The sequence below is a fragment of the Rhizobium laguerreae genome (assembly GCF_019778565.1).
In the GTDB taxonomy this organism is placed as follows: domain Bacteria; phylum Pseudomonadota; class Alphaproteobacteria; order Rhizobiales; family Rhizobiaceae; genus Rhizobium; species Rhizobium laguerreae.
This window is the reverse complement of sequence record NZ_JAAXQT010000009.1, coordinates 192,773-214,223: the sequence shown is the minus strand read 5'-3', so window position 1 is coordinate 214,223 and position 21,451 is coordinate 192,773. Positions and strand designations below refer to the sequence as shown.

Genomic DNA, 21,451 nt, shown 5'->3' with positions numbered 1-21,451 from the left:
AAAAGGGTACAGGACAATGCACACATTGCATCGTGATGTGAACGGAAATGCCGTAGTCAATGCCATGATCGAAAACAAGGACAAGCTCCTTAAAACGATTGAAAGCGTTGTCAAATCAAGGTCATATTCCGAGGATATATTTCAAGATGGAGTCATCAAAGCCTATGGGGTCAAAACCGACGACATTCGTTGCCCGATCGGCTACGCCTTCCGGATGGTCTATAATCTCGCACTCGATGAGAGCCGCCGGCGACGCCAAAAGATGAACAACCATAGGTCGATAGACCAGATTCAGGAGATCACGGCTCCCGTCCCCACCGTGCTCGACCAGCTCGTCGCTGCCGAGACCCTGCGCAATGTGCTTGCCTCGCTCGAGGCGCTGCCGAAGCGAACCAACGATGCCTTCATTCGCCATCGCCTCAACGGCGTGCCGCAGAAGGATATTGCAGCCGAGCTCGGCGTCTCAAGGACGCTCGTCAACTTCATGATCAAGGCGGCAGAGGAACATTGCCATCTGGCGATCGCCGAACCTGCCTTCCGCCCCGATCATGCACACCGGCAGCAGCCTAGCGTTTCGCCGCGTGCAGCGCCTGCTGCAAATCGCTCCACAGCAGTTCCGGCTCTTCCAGGCCAACGGCGAAACGAACCGTCTGCTCGCTCACGCCGAACCGGATGAAGGAGGTCATCCGGTCGGGGATCTGCAGCGCGACCTTGGCGGGGACCACCAGCGTTTCTGGTCCCCCCCAGCTGACACCGAGACGGATGTCGCGAAGGCTATTCACAAAGCGTGCGACATCGATATCGGGATGGAGGTCGAAGGCAAACAGCCCGGCATAACCCGTCAACGTCGCCCGCCCGGGGTGCTCCTGAAACGCCGGGTGACGAACGCGTCCGATCGCAGAATGCTCCTTCAACCGCCCGGCCAGCAAAAGCCCGCTGCGCTCATGCTCCTTGAGACGGACACGCAGCGTGCGCATGCCGCGCAGCAGCAGCCAGGCCTCGAACGGTGACAGTTTGGCACCGACATAGGGGTAGGATGTGGCATTGATCCTGGCGATGGCCTCTTTCGAGCCGACGACGACGCCGGCGACCGTATCGCTGTGACCGCCGAGATATTTCGAGGCGGCGTGAATGACGATATCGACGCCATGCTGGATCGGTTTCTGAAAGAGCGGCGTTGCCCAGGAATTGTCGATGATGGTGGTGACGCCGGCCTCCTTTGCCATGGCCGACAGCGCCGCAATGTCCTGAAGCTCGAAGACGAAGGATGTGGGGTTTTCAAGGTAGAGCAGCTTGGCACCCGACAGGGCCTTGCGGACCTCGTCGTGGTCGGCGGGATCGACGAAATCCACCGCGACGCCGAGCCTGGCAAGCAGCTTCACCAGAAGGCGGTAGACATCGTTGTAGAGATGGCGGACCGCAACGACCCGGTCGCCTGCCTCAACAAGGCTGAGAATTGTCGATGTAATGGCAGCCGTTCCGCTGGAGAAGGCACGTCCGTCCTCTGCTCCCTCGAGGCGGGCGACCAGCAGTTCGAATTCGCGAACCGTCGGATTGTCGCCGCGCGAATAGATGTAGTTGCGCGTGCGTCCGGCAAAGACATCCTCCATCGCCTCGTAACTGTCGTAAGTGAAGAGCGACGTTTGGAAGATCGGCGGAGACACGGCGTTGAATGCCGCCGGATCGACAGGCGTGAAGAGATCGTCAGCGACCGCATGGGCGCCAAGGTCGTGCGGGTTGATCGACTGGTTCATGGTCATCCTCTCATGGACAAAAGCTGGGATATGGACGGATGGAGGTCAGATGGTCGGCAGAGTGCTGCCGGAGCGCGCTGAGCGTCCTCGCCAGGCAGACGGCCGACAACAGGCCGGTCAGGACAGAGGCCAGGAACATTGCCGCCAGCAAGCCTGAAAAGCCGAAGAACGGCGTGAGAAGAGCAAGCAGCGGAAAGAGAAGATAGCCGTTCTGCGCCAGACCGATGGCAACCGCCGCTTTTGGTCTGCCCTGGGCCTGGAAGAGGATCAGCACCGTTTGCCGCAGGCCGAACAGCAGAAGCGGAAGATGGGTCGCGATGATCGCTTGCCCTGCGATCCCGATCACCACCGCATCGTCGGTGAAGAACGAGGCAAGTTCTTCGGAGAAAACGAGCGCGGCCAATCCATAGGCGCCACTCATGGCAGTTGTGACCACTGTGAGGATACGGGCTGCCGACAGCATCCGGGCGGTATCGCCTCGACCCCAGGAAAAGCTCAGGATCGACTGGGCTCCGAGCGAGATGCCGATGACGGGGAGGGTTCCGACCGCCAGCAGCCGCAAGGCAATCCCGACGCCGGCGATGCCGGCTTCTCCGTGATAGGTGCCGGCGAGCGATACCATTGCCGCAATCGCGCCTGCGGTTGCGAGACTGGTCAGCGTCGTCGGTGCGCCCACAGCAAGGACAGGCCTGAGAAAGCCGATATCTCCCCACCGCCAGCCAAACGTCAGCCGGACCGTCCCAAGTCGCCTGGCGTGGTAGGCAGCATAGATGCAAAGCGCGACGAGCTGGGACAGGATGGTTGCGATTGCAACGCCCTGCAGGCCGAGGCCGAAGCCGAAGATCATGATCGGGTCGAGAATCATGTTCAGCGCAAAGCAGGCGACCAGCGTCCACATGCTGAAGCGGGCATTGCCCTCTGCGATCGCCAGGAAATCGAGAATAATCTGCGCCATCGTCAGCGGCACCGAGATCGCAATGATCATCAGATAATGCTGCGCGAGCGGCTGAAGGGCAGGCGTGGCGCCGAACAGCAAAAAATCTGGAAATGCGACGATTGCGATGGCACTGGCCGCGCCGAAAACGACGCCGGCAGCAAGACTGATCGAGGCAATGGCGCCGGCCCGGGATCGGTTGTCGGCTCCGAGCGTGCGTCCGACCTCCGTTGCAACACCGACGCCGATCCCCTCGCCGAAGGCGGCTATGAGCATGAGGATCGGCAGGACGATCATGATCGCCGCGATCTGGTCTTCACCGATCATGCCGACGAAGATCATGTTGATCGTATGATGGGCGGCGTTGATCGACAGCCCGAACATGGCCGGCAGTCCGAGCCGAAGCAGCAGCCTGAGAAGCTCAGGACTGGCAAGGTCCTCTGGTGCGAGGCGCTGCCGTCTCCGAAAGCTGCCGCTGACGTCGCTCATATCGTTCATGACGCAGGCACCCAAAGACGATCGCCGAAGAAACGCTCGCGGCCGAGCATCACCAGGAGCGCCCGCTTGTGCGGAAAATCGAAATGCTTGACCTTGGCAAAACCCGAACGGTCGAGGTTGCGGATCTGCTGCTCGTGACTGGCGCGCGGCTCACCGACGATGCGCATCGTGCGTGGATCGTCGAGGAAGATGAAATGCATTAGCGAGGGAAGCCATGCGCTGATCCATTTCTTGCCGCGATAATCGGGCTCGCCGATCGCCACATGCCATCCACGATCATAGTCGTCGGCGTCGTAAAAGGGGCCGAGCCGGTTCTCTTTTGCCCAATAGACTTCGAAATAGCCGAAGGGAATGTCCGCGAAACTGCCGATCAGCGGCAGGACATGCGGATCTGCGATCCTTTCTTCCAGGATCTCGCGATGTTTGTCGATCGAACCCGCATCCTCCCAGATCGTGTTGACCTGTTCGTCGTTCATCCAGCGATGAAATGCTGCGAGATCGGTCTCGGGATCGGCCACCGTGAAGGCGATTTCCCGTTCCAGCCAGGGGATGAAACGCCTGTAGATCGTGCCCTTCGGCTTTGCGGGTCGACGCGGATGATACCGGCCCGCAGTCATCCCCTGCACGGGCGGCAGCGGATAGGACAGCTGCGGCAGCCACAGTGAAGGCCATTGCCACAAGATCACCGAATCGAGAGTTCCGTCTGCATCCGCAATATGGGGTGGGAGGCTTGCCTGATGCCCTTCGAAGACAACTGAGGTGATCGAGCGATCTTCTGCCGTTACGGCTTCGGCGGCCGCCATGAGAAGCTCTGCCGATTGCACCGAATCGCCATGGTAGAAGGTCACCGACGCGATGCCGGCCTCGACCTCGAATGCGGCTTCGTGGTGGCCGTAAGCGGTCTTGAGGTGGATGAGATTGGGGGCGAGGCTGACGTAGCTGCGCGACTGCAGAGCGCGCCTCTGTTTGACGGCGTCGAAATCCATGATGTTCTCCTTAGCCAGTCGGGGTTCGATCGGGCTTTTGGCACTGCGAGCATGAAGCGTGCTCATGCGCCGATTTAGTAGAATGACGATCCATCTCCCGCTGGGTTTAGGGATAAACGAAGAAAAAAATTCCCATCGATTTTCTAAACTGCAGCCTGCCGGATCCGTCACTTGCGCATGACCATCATCACCGCAGGAGCTGCGAATGGACAATCTTGAACCTCACGACGATCTCTGGATCGCCGTCATCGACGCCGAGCGTCGCTACTCGGTCTGGCCGCAGGACAAGCGGATTCCCCTGGGCTGGGAGCCGGCGGGCTTTGCCGGTTCGCGCCAGCAATGCCTGGCGCATATCGCTGACGTCTGGGCGGATCCGCGCCCCCTCTCCTTGCGCTCGGCAATTGCCGGCGATGCACATCTTTGAAAACGGCTGGATGGCACGGATGAACAAACAGATCACAAACTTCGCAGATGCCTACCCGACCGATGTCGCGACGGACGCAGTCTTCGAGAGCTTCCCGCTGACGATCGCGCAGAAGCGTATCTGGTCGCTGGAGCAGATCGGCAATGACACGGTGTTTCCCGACCAGGTCATTTCGCTGCGATTGAGCCCGGCGGTCGGCGTCAAGACCATTGCCGGCGCCTGCCGGACGCTCGTGGCGCAACATCCGTCGCTTGCCACCCGCTTCCGCCGGCTGGCGGGCGGCCGCGTCGAGCAATACTGCGGCGCATTGACCGCAGTACCGATCGAGATTGTCGACGAAGGCGCTGCTCTTGCGGAGGCCGACGCGTTGGCTGCCCAGAAAGCCTTCCGCGACAGGCGCTTCGATCTCCTTGCTGGTCCACCGGCGCGTGTTCAGATTGTCTTGCTTGCCGATGGCCAGTCGCTTCTGACGATCGTGCTTCATCCTGTGATCTCGGACGATCGCGAGAAGTCTATTCTTGCCGGCTCCCTGACGCGAATTCTCGACGGCGCACCCGCCGGCGACACGCAACTGACTGAGACCTTGGCCGGAGCGCGGGAGGCTGAGTGGCTGCAGTCGGAGCAGGCGCAGGAATCCCTCTCATACTGGCGGAACACGATCGGTCTCGACTATTCGGCATCGACCTTTCCAACCCGCTTCAACAGCGGCGGGCTGGCAGGTGTGGCGCGCGCGCAGCATCGATTTTCGATCGAGACCGATCTCTGGACAAAAATCGGTCGACATGCGCAGCAAAAGAGATATCAGGTCGAGCGCGTGCCTCATGCCGCTTTTTGCGCGCTGCTGGCACGTTACAGCGGCAATTATGCTTTGCTGACCGGGCTCCTGGTCGCGCGGCCGGGGAAAGAACACCTTGCGAACCGCGGCCGTGCCGAACAGGTCCTTCCCCTCATCCTGTCGCTGACATCAAGAAGCTCTCTCGACGATGTCATCGCAGCGATCTCATCGGCAACGGAGGAGGGGTTTGCCCGGCTCGTTCCGCTGGAGCGCATCACCCAGGAACTGGTCGTCGACGAAGCCGCTGCCCAGGAAGCCGTGGTCAAGGCCCTGTTCGAGTTCCGGGAGCCGTATCCGGTCCCCAGGCACGCAACCAATCTGGAGCCGCTGGGGGCGCGCGCCGACAGCGAGTTATCCCTGGTGATCGAGGCGGGCCGGGATGGCGCCGCATACGGGCTGATCGATTATGCACGGGATCTCTATGACAGCGCCCTGATTGCCCGTGTCTCCCGGCATTTCACCCTTGTGCTCGAACAATTCGTCGCACAGCCGAATGTGCGGATCAGGGACATCGAACTCGTGGGGAGCGATGAGCTCAACCAGCTGTCGGCACCCTACGAAGACGAGGTGGTCAACGATGACAGGCCGGTGCACGAGCTGATCTCGGCCCATTCGCGCCGGACGCCCGAGAAGACGGCGATCGTCTACGGTGACGAGGAATGGAGCCATGGCTGGCTGGAGGCCAGCACCAACCGCCTCGCACATCGGCTGCGGCAGCTCGGTGTTCGCGCCGAGGTGACGGTCGCCATCTTCATCAAGCGATCGCCGGAGGCCATCGTCGCAATCCTCGCGACGCTGAAGGCGGGCGGCGCCTATATCCCGGTCGAGCCCGACCATCCACCGGTCCGCAACCATCACATTCTGCGCGACGGCGGTGTCAAAATCGTTCTGACCCACAGCTGGCTTCGCCATCGGCTGCCGGAAGAGCTCGACACCATTATCCTCGAACTCGACAAGATCGACCTCGACGGCGAGCCGGATACGCCGCTTGATATTCCCACTCACAACGATCAGCTCGCGTATGTCATGTACACCTCCGGATCGACCGGATTGCCGAAGGGCGTGGCTGTCGAGCACGGTCCGCTGACGCACCATCTGCAGAACACCTCGCGTGTCTATGGCATGAGCTCCGAATCCCGCGAGCTGCCGTTCCTGCCTTTCAGTTCGGATGGCGGCCATGAGCGGTGGATGAACCCGCTGATGGAGGGCGGCAGTATCATTCTTCCCGACCAGCCGCTCTGGACACCGGAAGAAACATTGACCGCCATGCGCAAGCACGGTGCCAACAATGCCAGCATTCCCACAACCTATCTGCAGCAACTGGCGGAATGGGCTGACATAACAGACGGCGCGCCGCCGATGCGGCTTTACTCCTTCGGCGGCGAGGGGCTGGCGCAACCGACCTTCGATCTTCTGTCGCGGGTGCTGAAATCGGAATGGCTGATCAACGGCTACGGGCCGACCGAAACCATCATGACGCCGATGGTCTGGAAGGTGAGGGCCGGAACGAAGTTCCAGGGTGTCTATGCTCCGCTCGGTCGCGCTGTCGGGTTAAGGCGCGTCTATGTGCTCGACCCCGATCTCAATCCGTGCCCGATCGGCGTGACCGGCGAGCTCTATATCGGCGGCGAAGGCATCGCACGCGGCTATCTCGGCAAGCCGGACACGACGGCCGATCGCTTCATTCCCGATCCGTTCTCGAGCGATGGCGGCCGGCTTTATCGCTCCGGCGACCTGACGCGTTGGCGTGATGACGGAACCGTCGAATTCGTCGGCCGTGTCGACCATCAGGTGAAGCTTCGCGGCTACCGGATCGAGCTCGGCGAGATCGAAGCGGCTCTGCTCCAGCAGCCCGGCGTCGGCGAAGCCCTGGTCGTCCTGCGCGATAACGATGCCGGCGGCGACAAGGCGCTCGTTGCCTATGTCGTTCCCAAGAAACACGAGAGGTTGGACGTCGAGACGATCCGCGCCGGCCTCGAGCGCAGCCTGCCATCCTACATGGTGCCGGCGACCGTGATCGAACTGGAGAAAATGCCGACCAATCCGAACAGCAAGCTCGATCGATTTGCGCTGCCAGCGCCACAACCGGTCAAACGCACAATCGTCGAGCCGACGACCGCGCTCGAAGAGGAGGTGCTGGATGTCTGGCGGCAGGTTCTCAAGCTGGAAGCAATCAGCGTCGAGGATAATTTCTTCGCGATCGGCGGCAATTCGCTCGGCGCGATCCGCATCCTTTCGCTGCTGCGGCAGCGCCGGCCGAAAATTCGGCTCATTGTCGCCGATATCTTCAACAACCCGACCATACGCTCGTTTGCCGGGGTGATGGAGCAGGGGGACCAACGGGATCTGTCGGAGGTGATCGTGCTGCGCGCTTCCGGCGCCAAGCCGCGGCTTTATTGCTTCCCGGGCTTGCTCGTCAGCACCCGCGAATATGTCAAACTCGTCGACTATCTCGGGGCAGATCAGCCGGCGACCGGCTTCATTTGCCACTCGCTTTCCGAGAAGAAGGAGGTTGGCGCTCCGATCGAAGAGATCATCGAGAGCTATGTCGACCATATCAGGACACATAGTCAGGGAGCACCCTGCTATTTCCTCGGCTGGTCCTGGGGCGGTCTGCTGGCCTACGAGGCTGCCCGCACCCTCGGCAACGAGGTCGACGTCAGGATGATGGCGATGGTCGACGTTTGCGATCTCGGATCGGAATTCGCGATCGGCGCAAAGCCGAAGTTCAGGCCGGGCGAGCGCCATGCGCTCCATCGAGACGTACAGGCATGGCTTGGAAAAACGGCGATGCGCCCCGAATGGGACCGGCTGCTGTCAACGATGGACGCGGATACTTACGATCAATTCCTGCGCTTCGTCGGCGACGAGAAGGACCCGCTTCCGAACGACGGGCCTGATATCAGCAGCCGGGAGCATACGTTCTGGGTGCTGATCGACAATGCCCTGATTTTCCGCAAGCACCGGCTGGTTCCTCACGATGTGCCGATCTATCCCTGGGCTGCCGACGACAGCCTCAATCGCGGCCTCAACCTGATCGACTGGCGCCGCCTGTCGCCGCGGGCACGTGCGGCCGAAATCATCACCGGCACCAACCATCTGCACATGATCGGGTCTCCCGCCTTCCACTCAAGGCTCGCCCTGCGTCTCAAGGAAACAGAGAAGGATATCGCATGACCGTCGCTTTTGCCCGCAAGGATGCCGAACCGCTGGATATTGCCGGGATCGGCATCGGCCCCTCCAATCTGAGCCTCGCCTGCCTGTTCGAGTCGGTGCCCGAGATCAGAAGCCGTTTCTTCGAGCGACGAGACTCGTTCGACTGGCATCCGGGCATGATGATGCCCGGCGTCGAGCTGCAATCGTCCTTTCTGAAAGACCTCGTCACTCCGGTCCTGCCGACCAGCCGCTGGTCATTTGTCTCCTATCTGGTTGCCCATAAGAGGCTCTACGCCTTCCTGAACGCCAATTATGACGCCGTTCCCCGGCAGGAGTTCGCGCGCTATCTCGCTTGGGTCGCTAACGGCGTGGACGGCCTGCGCTTTGGAACGGAGATCCGCAACGTCGAGCACCGCGACGACCGCTTCTTCCTGCGGTTCGACAATGGGCAGGAAGAGGCGCGAAACCTGGTGATCGGCACGGGGTCTTCACCCTTCGTGCCCGACTGGGCAAAACCGTTTCTAGGCGCCGACTGCTTTCATAACAGCGTGGCCAAGTCGCGTCTCAGCGATCTCGGCGCCGCCCGCATCGTCGTGGTCGGCGGCGGTCAAAGCGGCGGCGAGGTCGTCGAAGCCTTGCTTGCCGATCCCGGTTCCATGAAGGAGCTGACATGGATCAGCCGGCGTCATAATTTCGAGCCGATCAACGATACACCGTTTTCAAACCAGGTCTTCTCACCGGAATACGTGCAGGCCTATCTGAAGCTTAGCGGCGAGCAGAAGCAGGCCGCGTTGAGGAACTCGATCCTGACCAGCGACGGCTTGTCGATTTCGACGATTCATTCGATCTATCGCCGCCTTTATGCGTTGCGTTATCTCGAACCGAGCACGCTCAATGCATCTCTGGCGCCAAATCGCGATGTGATCCAGATGGAGCGGAACGGCAATGCCTATCGGCTCATCGTCAGGAACCAATTCGACGGTGGGATCGAGGTGCTTCATGCGGATGCGGTGGTTCTGGCAACCGGCTACCGGTTCCGATTGCCGGATGCTCTCGGCTCGCTGGGCGACAGGATAACGCTCGATAGAAATGGTTATCCGCTTCTCAATGACGACTACACGATGCAGTGGACGGGTCCGAGGGCCAACCGGCTGTTTGCGCAGAACGCGGGGCGGTACTCGCACGGTATCGCCGACTCGCAGCTGAGCCTCATGGCTTGGCGCAGCGCAACCATCGTCAATACGCTTCTCGGCCGGCAGCATTTCGATGCGGAACCCGACAACGGGCAACTCGCCTGGGCGACGGAGATCGCTTCCGCAATGCCTCATCAGCTCCGAACCGGCTATTCGGACGGCATGCTGTCGTCCTGAAACAGGCGTGTCGAAATGCCGGGAAACCCGGATTGAGAGCAAACAGCCAGCGCAACGACGTGCTGGCTGCCACTTTCGACCAGACGGTGATGCCATTGCCGGTCACGATCGCCGCCATCGACCATGACGGGGATGCTATCCTTCCAGGAAAAGGCGACGTTGCGGGGATCCTCGCGCAGCCCGACGCCGAGTGCCTTCAGATGGCTCTCCTTGAGCGTCCAGAGTGCGACCGCCGCGCGCCCGCGTTCGGGCGCAGGCAATTCCGCGAGCCAGCGCCGTTCGTCTGCGCTGCAATAGCTATCCACTGCCGCCGCTTCGATCTCGGTATCGGCGCGTTCGCAGTCTATTCCCAAGTGATCACATCCAGAAGCGACAGCGGCCGCCACAAGCCCGTCGGCATTGGCGAGGCTGAATTGCGGCCTTTCATGCCCCTCAAGCCTCAGCTTGCCGTGGTTGTCCGGGGACAACAGAAGCTTGGCCGGCGGCGTCCCAGTTTCCATGCTCAACAGCCGCCGCAAGAGATACCGGCCGGCAACGAAAGAGGCCCGATCCCGGTCAAACAGGTAGGTCGCGGCGCGCTCCCGTTCATCCGCTGAAAGCGACTGCATCCAGCGGTTTCGGTCGCCTTCGTTCTTAGAATACTGCCAGAGCGCGATTTCAATGCCGGCAGGTTGGTTTTCAGGTTGGTGCATTTTCGCTCGCCGTGGCTGCTATCTCCCTGAATTTTCAAGAACTCAGGGTCGTAGCGCGTTTAATTGATCGCGGAAGTATGGGTCAACTCAGAAGATCTTCGAAAATGAGGCCGGAACATTTTTTAGTTAATACTAAATTATTGAATCCGGTGCGAGATCTTGCATCAGCCGGCACGCCGGTCGTCCCAGCTACCTTCGAGGAGACCCGCATGAAGCGCCCGAGCATCAAGCAAGCCCTGATCTTAAAGCTTTCGATCATCAGCCTATTCCTAGTTGGTCTGTCCTATGTCTCGCTGAGCACGATTTCGACACTTCGCGCCAATACCGAGCAGATCGGGACCTTCTGGATGCAGAGGCTTGTGACGGCTCGCGAGATCAAGGATGACTTCCTCGACCTGAAATTGGTCTATGCCCAATACCTCCTTGAGGATACAGCGGAAGAGCGGAATGTCGGGCAGCAAAAAATCGATGCCGCCGGCGCCGCGGTCGAGAAAGTTGTCACCGAATACGAAAAGGGCGTCCGCACCGAGCGAGGGCGCGAACTGATCAATCAGATCAAGCCGGAACTGGCCAAATATCGCGCGCTGGCAGCGCAAATGATCGCGTTTGAAAATGGCGGAAAGACGCCTGAAGCAATCCGTTTCTTCAAGGAAAATATGGAGCCACAAGCCGAGCTGGTGAACAAGGCGGTGGCAGATCTGGCCGCTTTTATTCTCAGCCAGGCCGAAGGCTTTGTGGCCGCGAGCGGTGCTTCCGCACAATCCGCTTTCATGCTGACGGCCACGATCGCAGCGCTGGCCGTGCTTCTTGCCGTAGCCGGCATCTTCTTTGCTATTTCGGGCATCGCCAGCCCAATCCGAAGCATCGCCTCCGCCATGAGGCGCTTGTCCGATGGCGATCTTGACAGCGATATTCCCTATGCCGGTCGCACCGACGAAGTCGGCGAAATGGCCGGGGCGGTTGAAATCTTCCGTCATAACGCCCTCAACGTCGTCAGGCTCGAGAAGGAAGCCGCCGAATCCCGCAGCGAGAGCGAAGCAGCGCGCGCCGCAGCCCAGCAGCGCGCCGAACGCGAGGCGGAACAACTGCGCTTCGCGACCACGACATTGGGCGAAGGTCTCCGGCGGCTTGCATCAGGCGACATATCCTTCCAGCTTTCGGAGCAATTTGCGGCCGAATACGAAGCCTTGCGCGAAGACTTCAACGCTTCGCTCCGGCAATTGGGCGCGACGATCGGCGCCGTGCTCCAGACGGTATACAGCATCGATAATGGCACTGGTGAGATTGCATCTGCCGCGCAGGATCTTTCCAAGCGCACCGAACAACAAGCCGCCTCTCTCGAGGAAACGGCCGCAGCCCTGGAAGAGATCACGTCGAATGTGACGATGGCGACCAAACGCACCGACGAGGCGCGCAATGTCGCCAAAGAAGCCGATATCAGCGCCCAGCGGTCGGCAAATGTTGTCTCTCAGGCGGAACAGGCCATGCGACGCATCGAGGACAGTTCACAGCAGATTTCGAACATCATCGGTGCAATTGATGAAATCGCCTTTCAGACGAACCTGCTGGCGCTGAATGCCGGCGTTGAGGCTGCTCGTGCGGGTGAGGCGGGCAAGGGTTTTGCAGTCGTCGCCCAGGAAGTCCGTGAGCTTGCCCAGCGTGCCGCTCAAGCGGCCAAGGAAATCAAAGGCTTTATTCAAAAGTCATCAACTGACGTGGAAAATGGCGTGAAACTGGTTCTTGAAACCGGAACCTCGCTGAAGTCGATCGGTGAGTACGTGGTCCAGATCAACCAACTCATGGATGCGATTGCCACATCGGCGCGCGAGCAGTCGACTGGACTTGCCGAGATCAACACGGCCGTCAATCAGATGGACCAGGCGACCCAGCAAAATGCAGCGATGGTCGAGCAGTCGACAGCTGCCGTTGCTTCATTGTCCTCCGAGGCAGGCCGCCTGCGGGATCTGGTCAACCAGTTTCAATTGGACGGCGACAAAAGCGCGGCGGGCGGGCAGCGCAGCGGACGGGCCTTTGAAGGCAACAGCCGAATCCACTTGGTCGCTCAGCGGCGCGTGATGCAAAGATGACGCGCAGCCGTCGCAAGCAGCGCGGACAGAGCAAAAATGAGCAATCTAGAAAGCGACTCGGCAGGTGTCAGGTAGGCGACGCAGACGACGGCCGACCGGCTATTCAAAGAGAATAATGCTTGCCGGAGTTGGCGGCATCGATTTGACCGTAACGCCGGCAAGACCGGCAAGTCTTGCCATCTCAGTCAACTCACTTTGCGTATAAGCCTGGCCAGCCGGCGTGCTGGCGAGCATCTCCCAGGAGAACGCTGCGGGAAAAGGCGGCGACACGCCATCTTCGTTCGGCACGAAATCGACCGCGACGATCCGACCATGCTCTGCAAGGCTGGCGATGATCTTTCGTAACAGTTGGGCACATGTCGGCAAATCGAAGTGGTGCAGAAAATTCGGAAGCAGGACAAGGTCATAACCCGTGCCCCACTCAACATCGAAAGCACTGCCGGCTATCGTCCGGTACCGGTCAGCCACGCCGGCTTTTTCCGCATTCTGCCTCGACAGCTCCAACACTGCGGCCCAGTCGACGGCGACGATCTCCGCCGTTGGAAAGGCCTTCGCAATTTCGATCCCGAAAACGCCTGGACCTGCAGCGATGTCCAAAACCTTTTTGGGAGGCCTCGGCCAGCCGGAGATTTCGCCAGCCAGCATTTTGGCGCTGAGCCCGGTAAAGGAGCCCATGCCGCGCGCAAACTTCAACCAGACGGGGTTGTCTGCCGACACGTTGGCAAGCCCGGCCGAACCGCCGTTTCGCACTACGGCGGCCGGATCGCGCAGAAAATTATCCAGTATTTCCGGTGCGGCCGCGAACTCGACGGCCGCGCCCATATAGGCCGGCGAATTGCGATCGAGGAACATTCTGGTCGAGGGCGTCATTCGGTACTGTCCGCTCTCCTTTGTCAGGAAACCATGGACCACAAGGTAGTCGCACAGGATGCGCACCCCACGCTCCGATGTGCTTGTTGCCGACGCTAGCGATGCTGCCGTCTTGCCCTCGTTTATATGAGTAAAGAGATCAAGCTCGATGGCCGCCCTCATCGCCGCCGTCTTTCGGCACGCAAACAGTGCATCGACTACGAGTTCGGGCGACACTACGCCAACACCGGCGTCTTCGACGATTGTTTCCATGGGATCTCCAGAGCCCTCGATCAATCTTACCTAGCAGCGGCAGCCGCGGAAATTATGCGCATATCCGCATATTCTACAATACTTACCGCGCTAACCCTATCGGGTGCCCGCCGACACTATGGGCAAGCGTTGCGGACCGGCGAGGCTGAGGTTCAATGCGGCAGGACTCAAAGAGCTGTCGACGCGCTTCGGTATTGTGCGGGCGCGCGCGAAGCGATGGAGAAAGGACCGCTAGGCTTCGAGGTCATCGATGTCGGCGTACCGCTGTTAGATGGTCAGCACCATACCGTCGACAGTTCGGAACACGCCTTCCGGACAGCGTCGAAAATGGGGGTGCGACAGGCGCTTTCCAAAGGATCGACGGTGTTGATGCAGCCGGTCTTCCGCGGCGAGTTCCACATCCCGGCGGTCTTTTCAGGCAGCCTTGTCCAGATCGTCTCCGCTCTCAACGGTCAGGTTCTCGGCTTCGACCGTGATGAAACCGCCAAGGGATGGGACATCTTCCGGGCGCTCGTTCCGGGTGGCGCACTTAACGATCTGGCACGGGCGCTGCGCTCGGCAACACAGGGCATTGGTTATTTTTCCAAGACCTTCGATCATTTCGAGGAACTATACGGCAAGGAAGCGGACGCCATTGTGAGGGCAAAAAGAAACCAGGAACCGCACACTGAAACGTTCGCACCACTTCATGCTCGTTCACAGAGCCGGGCTCACGCCCGCCCTTCCGTGCCTGGACCGTTTGCAGTTGTAGTAGCATGGGGCCCGCGGGATGGTGTGCTGGGTACTTGATCAGTTCGCCGATGGCGATCATGTGGAATTCGACCGTATGCGGGCTCAAGTCGTTTGGCAAACCAACCGCGTTGCCGATTACCGGCAGGTGAAATCCGCCGTCGGCTGGCCCGTTTCTCTCGATGAGTTTCGCTTGATCCCGTGCTGCGTGAATTCGATTTCAAACCAGGCATTTGCTCACCTGGTAATCCGTGCCTAAAGTTCGATTCCTTTCAACTGCAATGCATTCCTTCCGTTTGTTAGAAGCTGGTCGGCTTGGCGGCGCGATGGAAATGTATACAAACTTGCTTTCGCTTCCCTCCTGATCAGGTACCCTCCGTTGAGGATCAGCCAGGTCAGTTCCGGTGACCGCCGCGAAAGCTTCAACAGCGCCTGCGTGGCCTCTCGCCTACCTCATGCCGCAATCTGGCATGCTACCTACTTTGGGTTTCTCGTTTCAATCAGCCGCCATGTGGATTTCAATCGGTCATCACCGTAGCTTCAAACAGTCATTAAAGGAATGAAGCTGTGGCGCTGTAGCCAATTTCGGCGTTGTGGCATTAGCGCCTGCGAATTTCGCTTCAGTCTCCAGACCCGAGCAGTCCTGAAAATTCGACGGTGTCGATGAAAGCAGGCCCGAGGTTCGATCCCTTCAAGGCGAGCCACCTGGCGGATAGCTGTGCCCGCGGTTTCCTTGCTATCAAGCGCTGTAAGCATGCCAAGCGCTATGCACCGCGGGGCCGATGCCAATTGAGTTAGCGCGGGTCATAACGCCGTCGAACCCGCAGTCGGCCGCCGCCTGGCTGTTCGCGATTGTCGTCTTTATGAGAATGGGTCGGCGCAACCGTTCATGTTTGTTCCTCCAACAACCTGATCCGGCTGTCGAACTCGCCACGGTCGACATAAAAGCCCTTGAGCAGCCGGTGACCTGTCATCGGATCGAAAGCGGTTCGGCCATGTAGGATCCGCCTGTTGTCGAAGACGACCATCTCTCCAGGCTTCATTTTGAATGTGATGATATTGGCCGGGTCACGCGTCTCCGCCATGAACCTCCGGTAGGCGGCATAGTAGTCGGCCATCACGGTGTCGGGTATATCGAAGCTGTCCATGAGATGGGCGCTGTAGCGGACATCGAAAACGCGGTCCCGCTCATCGACGCTGACCATCGGTCTGTGCACGCGAATATCATACTGGCGATCGTGGAAGCGGTACGGAATTGGTACCGACGTCAGCAGCCGAAACGCCTCGGCGTCCTTGCGGCGGACCTTCTCGGCAATCATGTAAGCGTCCGCGAACACGGACTCGCCGCCTTCCGCGCCGTTCCGCACACAGTGAAGGAATTGGTATCCCGGCGGCATTTCCTGGTTCGGAAGGTCGGTATGAAGGGGCAAGGCGTGCGAGGTGTACGCAAGATTGTTGGGATCGGGAATGGTCTCGACACGGAAAGTCAGGCCGAAATTCGTGCGCCTCAGAAACCCGATGCGTTCCCCGAGTGCCACGCCTGCTTCCTCGTTATCATCAAGTCCGGTGACCACCGAAAGACCGTGCCTCTTTGTGCTGCAAAGCCATTCAAAGAAGACGCGGTCCTCCGAGAGATCGTCGACGGACACTTTGGGAATCTGTAAGTCCGCTTCCCAGATCTCGGCGGCTATATCGGCGGGGTCGGCCGCGCGTACACCCGGGCGATGGTTGTAAAGCCAATCAGCGGCCAGTGTCGTTCTGTCGTTATCTCCTCGCCAATCGATGTGAACGGCGTCGCCATCGAGCGTGACCGCTTCGGCTGTCAGGTCGAGCGGCACGGACAGCAGATCGAACTGCCGTTCACCGGTCTGTGGGTGGAAGCCCTTTTGGTCGTTGTCACGCAGGAAAAGGTTTGGATAGAATGACGTGGTGCCGTCAATCCAATGCACGGCGATAACGCGTTCTCGCGCTTCTACACGTTCGATATTCATGAAATTTCTCCGTCGGTTTCAGGATCGCGTATGAACCCGAAATTCCGACGGCGGCGGCCACCAGCCCCCGCGCTTGACATATCCGTATGTGGACACAAGCAGCTTCATGGAACGATTGTTAATCCTCCATGCGCGCGAGGACAATAGATTTTGCGCGATCGTCGTCTGACTCGGTCGAGGACACGATATTCGATTTTCAGCTAGGAGGCGCGTCCGTCGGTCATCGCGTCTATGAACTCAGCGAATGTCCGGGCCAGCCCGAGTTCCTACCCATTGCCGACGCAACGACCTCTCCCGGCTTTTTCGTTGCAGCTAAGGCGATTTCTTTGCCCCTGAGGTAGGAAAACAGGCAGCCGACATCGCTGCGAACGGCTATACGCTGATCAACGGTCGACGTGGGAGTGACGTTGTCAATCGATGCTGCCGGACATGTCACCGATATCATGGGTTCGGGGTCAGGCGTCACCTCACAGGTGATCACCAAGCGACTTCGTAGATCTCGGCGGCATCCGACAGCGACATCGTGCGCGGATTGTTGACCAGCAGGCGGGTCTGCTCCATCGCACTTTGCGCTAGCAGAGGAAGGCCGTCCTTGGGAATTCCGATATCTCTCAGGCGAACGGGCAGGTTCAGGCGCACAGGCAGCATCGCCAATCCTTCGATGAAACCGGAAAGCCGCTCGGCCTTGCCGGTGGGTTCAAGGTGAGGAAAAAGGCACGGCGCCAGTTCCGCATAGGCATCACCGCACGCGATCACGTTGAAGCGCAGCACATGCGGAAGGACCAGACTGTTGGAAAGGCCATGCGGAACGTGATAGCGGCCACCGATCGGGTAGGCGAGAGCATGGACGGCAGCGACCGGTGAATTGGCAAAGGCCTGACCGGCCAACATGGCGCCGAGCAGCATCGCCTGTCGGGCGGCCAGATCAGTTCCGTTCATCACGGCGATCTCGATATTCGCCCCGAGAAGCCGAAGCGCCTCTTTGGCAAGGGCACGGGAAACAGCATTGTTGTTCGTACTCGCAGAGGTAAAAGCCTCGATGGCGTGCACCATGGCGTCAATCCCCGTTGCGGCCGTCACGGCTGGAGGAAGGCCGAGGGTCAACTCAGCGTCGAGAAGTGCCGCATCCGGCAGTAGCACCGGCGATACGACGCCTTTTTTCTCGTGCGCACCCGTGGTGACGATGGAAATCGGCGTGACTTCGGAGCCGGTGCCTGCCGTTGTCGGCACGAGCACCAGAGGCAAGCGATGCCCGCTTACTTTGCCTACGCCATAGATGTCATCGAGTGCTTCACCGCTTTTGCAGAGCAGGGCCACCAGCTTTGCCACATCGAGCGACGAGCCGCCGCCAATGCCAAGTACACCCGTGGCGCCGAAACCGATCGCCTGCGCCACAGCCGCATGAATGATAGCTTCCGGCGGATCGGCGACAACGCCGGTGAAGACCGATATTTCAGCGCCGCCGTCCGCAAGGTTTGGCAGGGCCGGCTGAATGAGCCCCGCCTTGACGACGCCTTCGTCCGAAATCACCATGACGCGCGGCCCAAGCCGGGTTTTCGTCAGCTCCGAAAGTCTGGCGATGCAACCCGGTCCCGCGATGATCTGCGGGACGGTCGCGAATGTGAATGTGGACATTTTGCCGGTCTCTCACTGATGCCATTTGACGAGCGGCTGATAGTGATGCGGTTGGCGCATGACGACAAGATCCTTTCGCCGGACGATGTTCGTCGGATACGGCGTATCGAGATTGGTGGTGTCGACGGTTGCCGCCGCAATCCCGTCCTCGTCCAGTATTGCCGATTCCTGGCGCGGAAAGGCAAAGGAATCCGGCCCGAATACCGCACTCTTGCCCAGGTATCCCCGCGCCGCATCCAGCACATTGGCGAAGGCGAAATAGAGGTTGTTTTCGCCGCCGCGCACGCGCAACGCATGCCAGTGATAGGGATCGGCGCCCTTGGGGATCGGATAGTTATGCGGAATTTTCGTGCCGTTGTGGCTGCCGGTGAAAGTGCCTGCTATGGCTGATGGGCAAGCGACCACGTCGCATCCCATCAGCGCGAGCGAACGGATGGCTTCCGGATAGAGCGCGTCATGGCCGACCGCCAGGCCGACCCGGCCGATGGCAAGATCGTAGACTTTCCATTCGTCGCCGGCCGTCGCCCAGCTGTCGGCAATGCCGAGATGCGTCTTGCGATAGCTGCCCACGAGCCCCTCGGGGCCAGCGAGAACGGCGCTGTTGTAAACCTTGTCGTCATCCGCCTCGGCAAATCCGGCGACAAGATAGAAACCAAGCTTCATCGCAAGACGAACGAAGGCCGATACCGTCGGGCCCGAGAGCGGTTCCGCCCGGCTGTGCGGGGCCTCCAGTCCGGTCAGCGACAGTTCCGGGAAAACCAGAATATCCGGTGCTGTCGTTGCCTTCGCCTCGGCTGCCAGATCGGCGATGCGGGCGAGATTGTCGGCGATGACGGAGGTGGGGGCGAACTGGGCGACGGCTGCGCGCGATGCGCGTCCGCGCGGGATCGGCTGGTAGCCATAGAGACGGAAGTAGTCGCCCGGATTCCAGGTGAAGCTGTTGGTCATCATGTTCATGTAGAGCTCGGGCCGGCGGGACTTGAAGACCGGTTCGAACAAGACCTCGCGGCGGCGGGCGCGGGCAAGATCGATCGTGCCGTAGGCAATCCCGTCGCCCGTATCGATCGATGCGGCAACCGTACCGTCGGGCTCGATCAGGCAACTTCCGCCTGAGAACTGCACCGTTCTCTCCAGCCCCCAACGGTTGCTCTCGATGACGTAGCAGGCGTTCTCAAAAGCGCGGTTGATCCAGTATGGTGCCGGCGTGCGCTCCTGCAGCCAGTTGGAGATATGGCAGATGATGTCGGCACCGGCGAGTGCCTCCAGGCGCGCTGTCTCGAAGAAGTGCAGGTCCATGCAGACCAGCATCGAGATCCGGCCGATCTCGGTTTCGAATACTTCGTGGACGATGTCGCCGTTGGCAGCCCATTTCGGCTCCGCGATATAGGGATGCGATTTGCGATGCCGGCCGACGACGCCGTCTGGACCGATCAGAACGGCGGTATTGTAGTAAAGATCACTTGCAGGGTCGACTTCCGGCATGCCGACGACGATATAGCAGCGGTGTTTGCGGGCAATGGCCTGGAAAACATCCGTGGTCGCTCCAGGGATAGTCTCGACGAAAGGTTTCACCTCGGCCCTGTCGAACCAACAATAGCCGGTCGTGCCCATTTCGGGCGTGACGATCAGGCGTGCGCCTGCCTCCGCTGCCTCTTCGCAAAGGGCTGCAAGCCGGCTGATATTGCGCGCCTTTTCGAACATGGTCGGTTCGAACTGGATGGTGGCCGCAGTGTAGCTTTGTGTCGATGTCATGGTTGTTCCCATTGTCTCTATGAAAGGATATCGGTTTGTTTCAGACAGCCATATGCCGGTGAACAAGCGCGTCGGAGAGCGTGTCGATGGCGCCGGCCGCGACCACGCCTCCCTTCTCCAGCATTGCGAACTGGTGAGACGCGTGCCGCGCAAATGCGACGTTTTGCTCGACGAGGATGATCGTCATGCCGATCTCGCGATTGAGCCGAATGATGATCTTTTCGATCTCCTCGACGATGGAGGGTTGGATGCCTTCGTTGGGTTCATCGAGAAGCAGCACTTTCGGATCTGCGGCCAGCGCGCGGGCGATGGCGAGCTGCTGCTGCTGGCCGCCCGAAAGCACGCCGCCCGGCCGATCGAGATTGGCCATCAGGTATGGAAAAAACTCTGGCACCAGCGCAGGAATCTCGCGTATGCCATCGGTGCGGGCAAAGGCGCCCATCAGGATGTTCTCACGGATAGTAAAATCGGGAATGATCTCCCGGCCCTGGGGGACGTAGGCAATGCCGGCCCTTGCCCTTTCATGCGTTGGGGATGCGACCAGGTCCTTTCCCTGCAGACGCATCTCGCCCGTCATGCGGTCGGTCAGTGCCATCAGCGTTTTCAACAAGGTCGTCTTGCCGGTGCCGTTGCGGCCGAGAATGCTCGTCACCTTGCCGGCCGGAACATCGAGCGTGACGCCGTGCAGGATATGGCTGCGGCCGTAATAGCTGTGCACGTCTTTCAACGACAACATCAGGATATTCCTTTCGAACCGAGATAGGCTTCGCGAACCTTCGGGTTGCGTTCGATATCTTCGACGCTTCCTTCCGCCAGAACCTCTCCGAGATGGAGAACGGTGATGCGCTCGGCGATTTCGCGGACGAAGCCCATGTCGTGTTCGACAACGAGAATCGTATGGCGACCTTTGAGATTGTTGATGATCTCTGCCGTCTTGCGGGTTTCAGCCTGGGTCATCCCGGCTGTCGGCTCGTCGAGCAGAACCACTTTGGGATCCTGAACGATGAGCATGCCGAGCTCCAGCCACTGCGTCTGGCCGTGGCTCAAATAGGCGGCCATCACGTCCTGCTCGGCATCGAGGCCGATAAGGGCAAGGACGTCGTCGACACACCTTGCCTCGGCGCGCGAAAACCCAAACCGCAGATTGGCGAGCACTGAAGGGTTGCGGCAATTGGCGACCTCCAGATTCTGTCGAACGGTAAGATCGCGAAAGACACTGGGGATCTGGAATTTCCGGCCTATGCCGGCGCGGGCGATGCGGTGTTCGGGCCAGTTGGTGATGTTGGTGTCGTAGACGAAGACCTTGCCCTGCGTACTGTGTGTCTTGCCGCTGACCAGATCCATCAAGGTCGTCTTGCCGGCGCCGTTTGCGCCGAGCAGCACACGCAGCTCGCCGTCGAAGACGGTGATGCTGACATTGTTGACGGCGCGGAAACCGCCGAAATCGACGCTGAGACCGTCGATGGTCAATGCGATTGCACTCATA

Annotated in this window: 15 protein-coding genes and 1 pseudogene; 6 read left to right on the top strand and 10 right to left on the bottom strand. The window is 60.0% G+C overall.

Features of this window, described 5'->3' with window-relative positions; genetic code table 11:
- The first annotated feature begins 16 nt into the window (after nt 1–16).
- A complete protein-coding gene (locus HFO71_RS25895; protein ID WP_221988580.1) occupies nt 17–676 on the top strand; it encodes a sigma-70 family RNA polymerase sigma factor in 660 nt (219 codons plus the stop codon).
- Here the strand turns inward: HFO71_RS25895 and HFO71_RS25890 are convergent.
- The 3 genes from HFO71_RS25890 to HFO71_RS25880 are packed head-to-tail and all read right to left on the bottom strand — an operon-like array spanning nt 567 to nt 4,172.
- Nucleotides 567–1,754, bottom strand: coding sequence for a PLP-dependent transferase (locus HFO71_RS25890; protein WP_221988579.1), 1,188 nt, complete (start codon nt 1,752–1,754; stop codon nt 567–569). The genes HFO71_RS25895 and HFO71_RS25890 overlap by 110 nt on opposite strands.
- 10 nt (nt 1,755–1,764) lie before the next feature.
- Nucleotides 1,765–3,186, bottom strand: coding sequence for an MATE family efflux transporter (locus tag HFO71_RS25885; protein ID WP_221988578.1), 1,422 nt, complete (start codon nt 3,184–3,186; stop codon nt 1,765–1,767).
- Complete coding sequence (locus HFO71_RS25880; RefSeq protein ID WP_131641045.1) at nt 3,183–4,172, bottom strand: GNAT family N-acetyltransferase; 990 nt, start codon at nt 4,170–4,172, stop codon at nt 3,183–3,185. The genes HFO71_RS25885 and HFO71_RS25880 overlap by 4 nt, the downstream gene beginning before the upstream one ends.
- 205 nt (nt 4,173–4,377) lie before the next feature.
- On the opposite strand from HFO71_RS25880, the gene HFO71_RS25875 reads away from it, so the two are divergent.
- The 3 genes from HFO71_RS25875 to HFO71_RS25865 are packed head-to-tail and all read left to right on the top strand — an operon-like array spanning nt 4,378 to nt 9,957.
- Nucleotides 4,378–4,596, top strand: a complete 219-nt coding sequence (locus HFO71_RS25875; RefSeq protein WP_025396893.1) for an MbtH family protein — start codon at nt 4,378–4,380, stop codon at nt 4,594–4,596.
- 19 nt (nt 4,597–4,615) lie between these two features.
- Entirely contained in the window at nt 4,616–8,608 is a 3,993-nt protein-coding gene (locus tag HFO71_RS25870) for a non-ribosomal peptide synthetase (RefSeq protein WP_221988577.1), read from the top strand.
- Complete coding sequence (locus HFO71_RS25865) at nt 8,605–9,957, top strand: lysine N(6)-hydroxylase/L-ornithine N(5)-oxygenase family protein (protein ID WP_131641047.1); 1,353 nt, start codon at nt 8,605–8,607, stop codon at nt 9,955–9,957. The genes HFO71_RS25870 and HFO71_RS25865 overlap by 4 nt, the downstream gene beginning before the upstream one ends.
- On the opposite strand, the gene HFO71_RS25860 is transcribed toward HFO71_RS25865, so the two are convergent.
- Entirely contained in the window at nt 9,930–10,649 is a 720-nt protein-coding gene (locus HFO71_RS25860) for a 4'-phosphopantetheinyl transferase family protein (protein ID WP_168255541.1), read from the bottom strand. The genes HFO71_RS25865 and HFO71_RS25860 overlap by 28 nt on opposite strands.
- A gap of 209 nt (nt 10,650–10,858) precedes the next feature.
- On the opposite strand from HFO71_RS25860, the gene HFO71_RS25855 reads away from it, so the two are divergent.
- A complete protein-coding gene (locus HFO71_RS25855) occupies nt 10,859–12,736 on the top strand; it encodes a HAMP domain-containing methyl-accepting chemotaxis protein (protein WP_221988604.1) in 1,878 nt (625 codons plus the stop codon).
- A gap of 99 nt (nt 12,737–12,835) precedes the next feature.
- Here HFO71_RS25855 and HFO71_RS25850 read toward each other — a convergent pair whose 3' ends face one another.
- Nucleotides 12,836–13,858 carry a class I SAM-dependent methyltransferase gene (locus HFO71_RS25850; protein WP_131641049.1) on the bottom strand — a complete coding sequence of 341 codons (1,023 nt, stop codon included), beginning with the start codon at nt 13,856–13,858 and terminating at the stop codon, nt 12,836–12,838.
- Nucleotides 13,859–14,056: 198 nt separating this feature from the next.
- Between HFO71_RS25850 and HFO71_RS25845 the strand changes: the two are divergent.
- Nucleotides 14,057–14,529 (top strand): annotated as a pseudogene (locus HFO71_RS25845) (elongation factor G); the annotation flags it as partial.
- Between the two features lie 945 nt (nt 14,530–15,474).
- Here HFO71_RS25845 and HFO71_RS25840 read toward each other — a convergent pair.
- The 5 genes from HFO71_RS25840 to urtD form a co-directional block, all read right to left on the bottom strand.
- A complete protein-coding gene (locus HFO71_RS25840) occupies nt 15,475–16,578 on the bottom strand; it encodes a TauD/TfdA family dioxygenase (RefSeq protein WP_168285736.1) in 1,104 nt (367 codons plus the stop codon).
- A gap of 477 nt (nt 16,579–17,055) precedes the next feature.
- Complete coding sequence (locus HFO71_RS25835) at nt 17,056–18,213, bottom strand: iron-containing alcohol dehydrogenase (RefSeq protein ID WP_168255545.1); 1,158 nt, start codon at nt 18,211–18,213, stop codon at nt 17,056–17,058.
- Nucleotides 18,214–18,225: 12 nt separating this feature from the next.
- Nucleotides 18,226–19,977: a nitrilase-related carbon-nitrogen hydrolase gene (locus tag HFO71_RS25830; RefSeq protein WP_168285738.1), complete on the bottom strand. Its 1,752-nt coding sequence runs from the start codon at nt 19,975–19,977 to the stop codon at nt 18,226–18,228.
- A 28-nt stretch (nt 19,978–20,005) separates the two neighbouring features.
- Nucleotides 20,006–20,701, bottom strand: a complete 696-nt coding sequence (gene urtE / locus HFO71_RS25825; protein ID WP_221988576.1) for an urea ABC transporter ATP-binding subunit UrtE — start codon at nt 20,699–20,701, stop codon at nt 20,006–20,008.
- Nucleotides 20,701–21,450, bottom strand: a complete 750-nt coding sequence (gene urtD / locus HFO71_RS25820; protein WP_221988575.1) for an urea ABC transporter ATP-binding protein UrtD — start codon at nt 21,448–21,450, stop codon at nt 20,701–20,703. Before urtD ends, urtE begins: the two co-directional genes overlap by 1 nt.
- Between the last annotated feature and the right edge of the window lies 1 nt (nt 21,451).

Excerpts from the sequence above, each read along its gene's own strand:
- HFO71_RS25895 (WP_221988580.1), top strand. The coding sequence starts at position 17 with ATGCACACATTGCATCGTGATGTGAACGGAAATGCCGTAGTCAATGCC.
- HFO71_RS25890 (WP_221988579.1), bottom strand. The coding sequence starts at position 1,754 with ATGAACCAGTCGATCAACCCGCACGACCTTGGCGCCCATGCGGTCGCT.
- HFO71_RS25885 (WP_221988578.1), bottom strand. The coding sequence starts at position 3,186 with ATGAACGATATGAGCGACGTCAGCGGCAGCTTTCGGAGACGGCAGCGC.
- HFO71_RS25880 (WP_131641045.1), bottom strand. The coding sequence starts at position 4,172 with ATGGATTTCGACGCCGTCAAACAGAGGCGCGCTCTGCAGTCGCGCAGC.
- HFO71_RS25875 (WP_025396893.1), top strand. The coding sequence starts at position 4,378 with ATGGACAATCTTGAACCTCACGACGATCTCTGGATCGCCGTCATCGAC.
- HFO71_RS25870 (WP_221988577.1), top strand. The coding sequence starts at position 4,616 with ATGAACAAACAGATCACAAACTTCGCAGATGCCTACCCGACCGATGTC.
- HFO71_RS25865 (WP_131641047.1), top strand. The coding sequence starts at position 8,605 with ATGACCGTCGCTTTTGCCCGCAAGGATGCCGAACCGCTGGATATTGCC.
- HFO71_RS25860 (WP_168255541.1), bottom strand. The coding sequence starts at position 10,649 with ATGCACCAACCTGAAAACCAACCTGCCGGCATTGAAATCGCGCTCTGG.
- HFO71_RS25855 (WP_221988604.1), top strand. The coding sequence starts at position 10,859 with ATGAAGCGCCCGAGCATCAAGCAAGCCCTGATCTTAAAGCTTTCGATC.
- HFO71_RS25850 (WP_131641049.1), bottom strand. The coding sequence starts at position 13,858 with ATGGAAACAATCGTCGAAGACGCCGGTGTTGGCGTAGTGTCGCCCGAA.
- HFO71_RS25840 (WP_168285736.1), bottom strand. The coding sequence starts at position 16,578 with ATGAATATCGAACGTGTAGAAGCGCGAGAACGCGTTATCGCCGTGCAT.
- HFO71_RS25835 (WP_168255545.1), bottom strand. The coding sequence starts at position 18,213 with ATGTCCACATTCACATTCGCGACCGTCCCGCAGATCATCGCGGGACCG.
- HFO71_RS25830 (WP_168285738.1), bottom strand. The coding sequence starts at position 19,977 with ATGGGAACAACCATGACATCGACACAAAGCTACACTGCGGCCACCATC.
- urtE (WP_221988576.1), bottom strand. The coding sequence starts at position 20,701 with ATGTTGTCGTTGAAAGACGTGCACAGCTATTACGGCCGCAGCCATATC.
- urtD (WP_221988575.1), bottom strand. The coding sequence starts at position 21,450 with ATGAGTGCAATCGCATTGACCATCGACGGTCTCAGCGTCGATTTCGGC.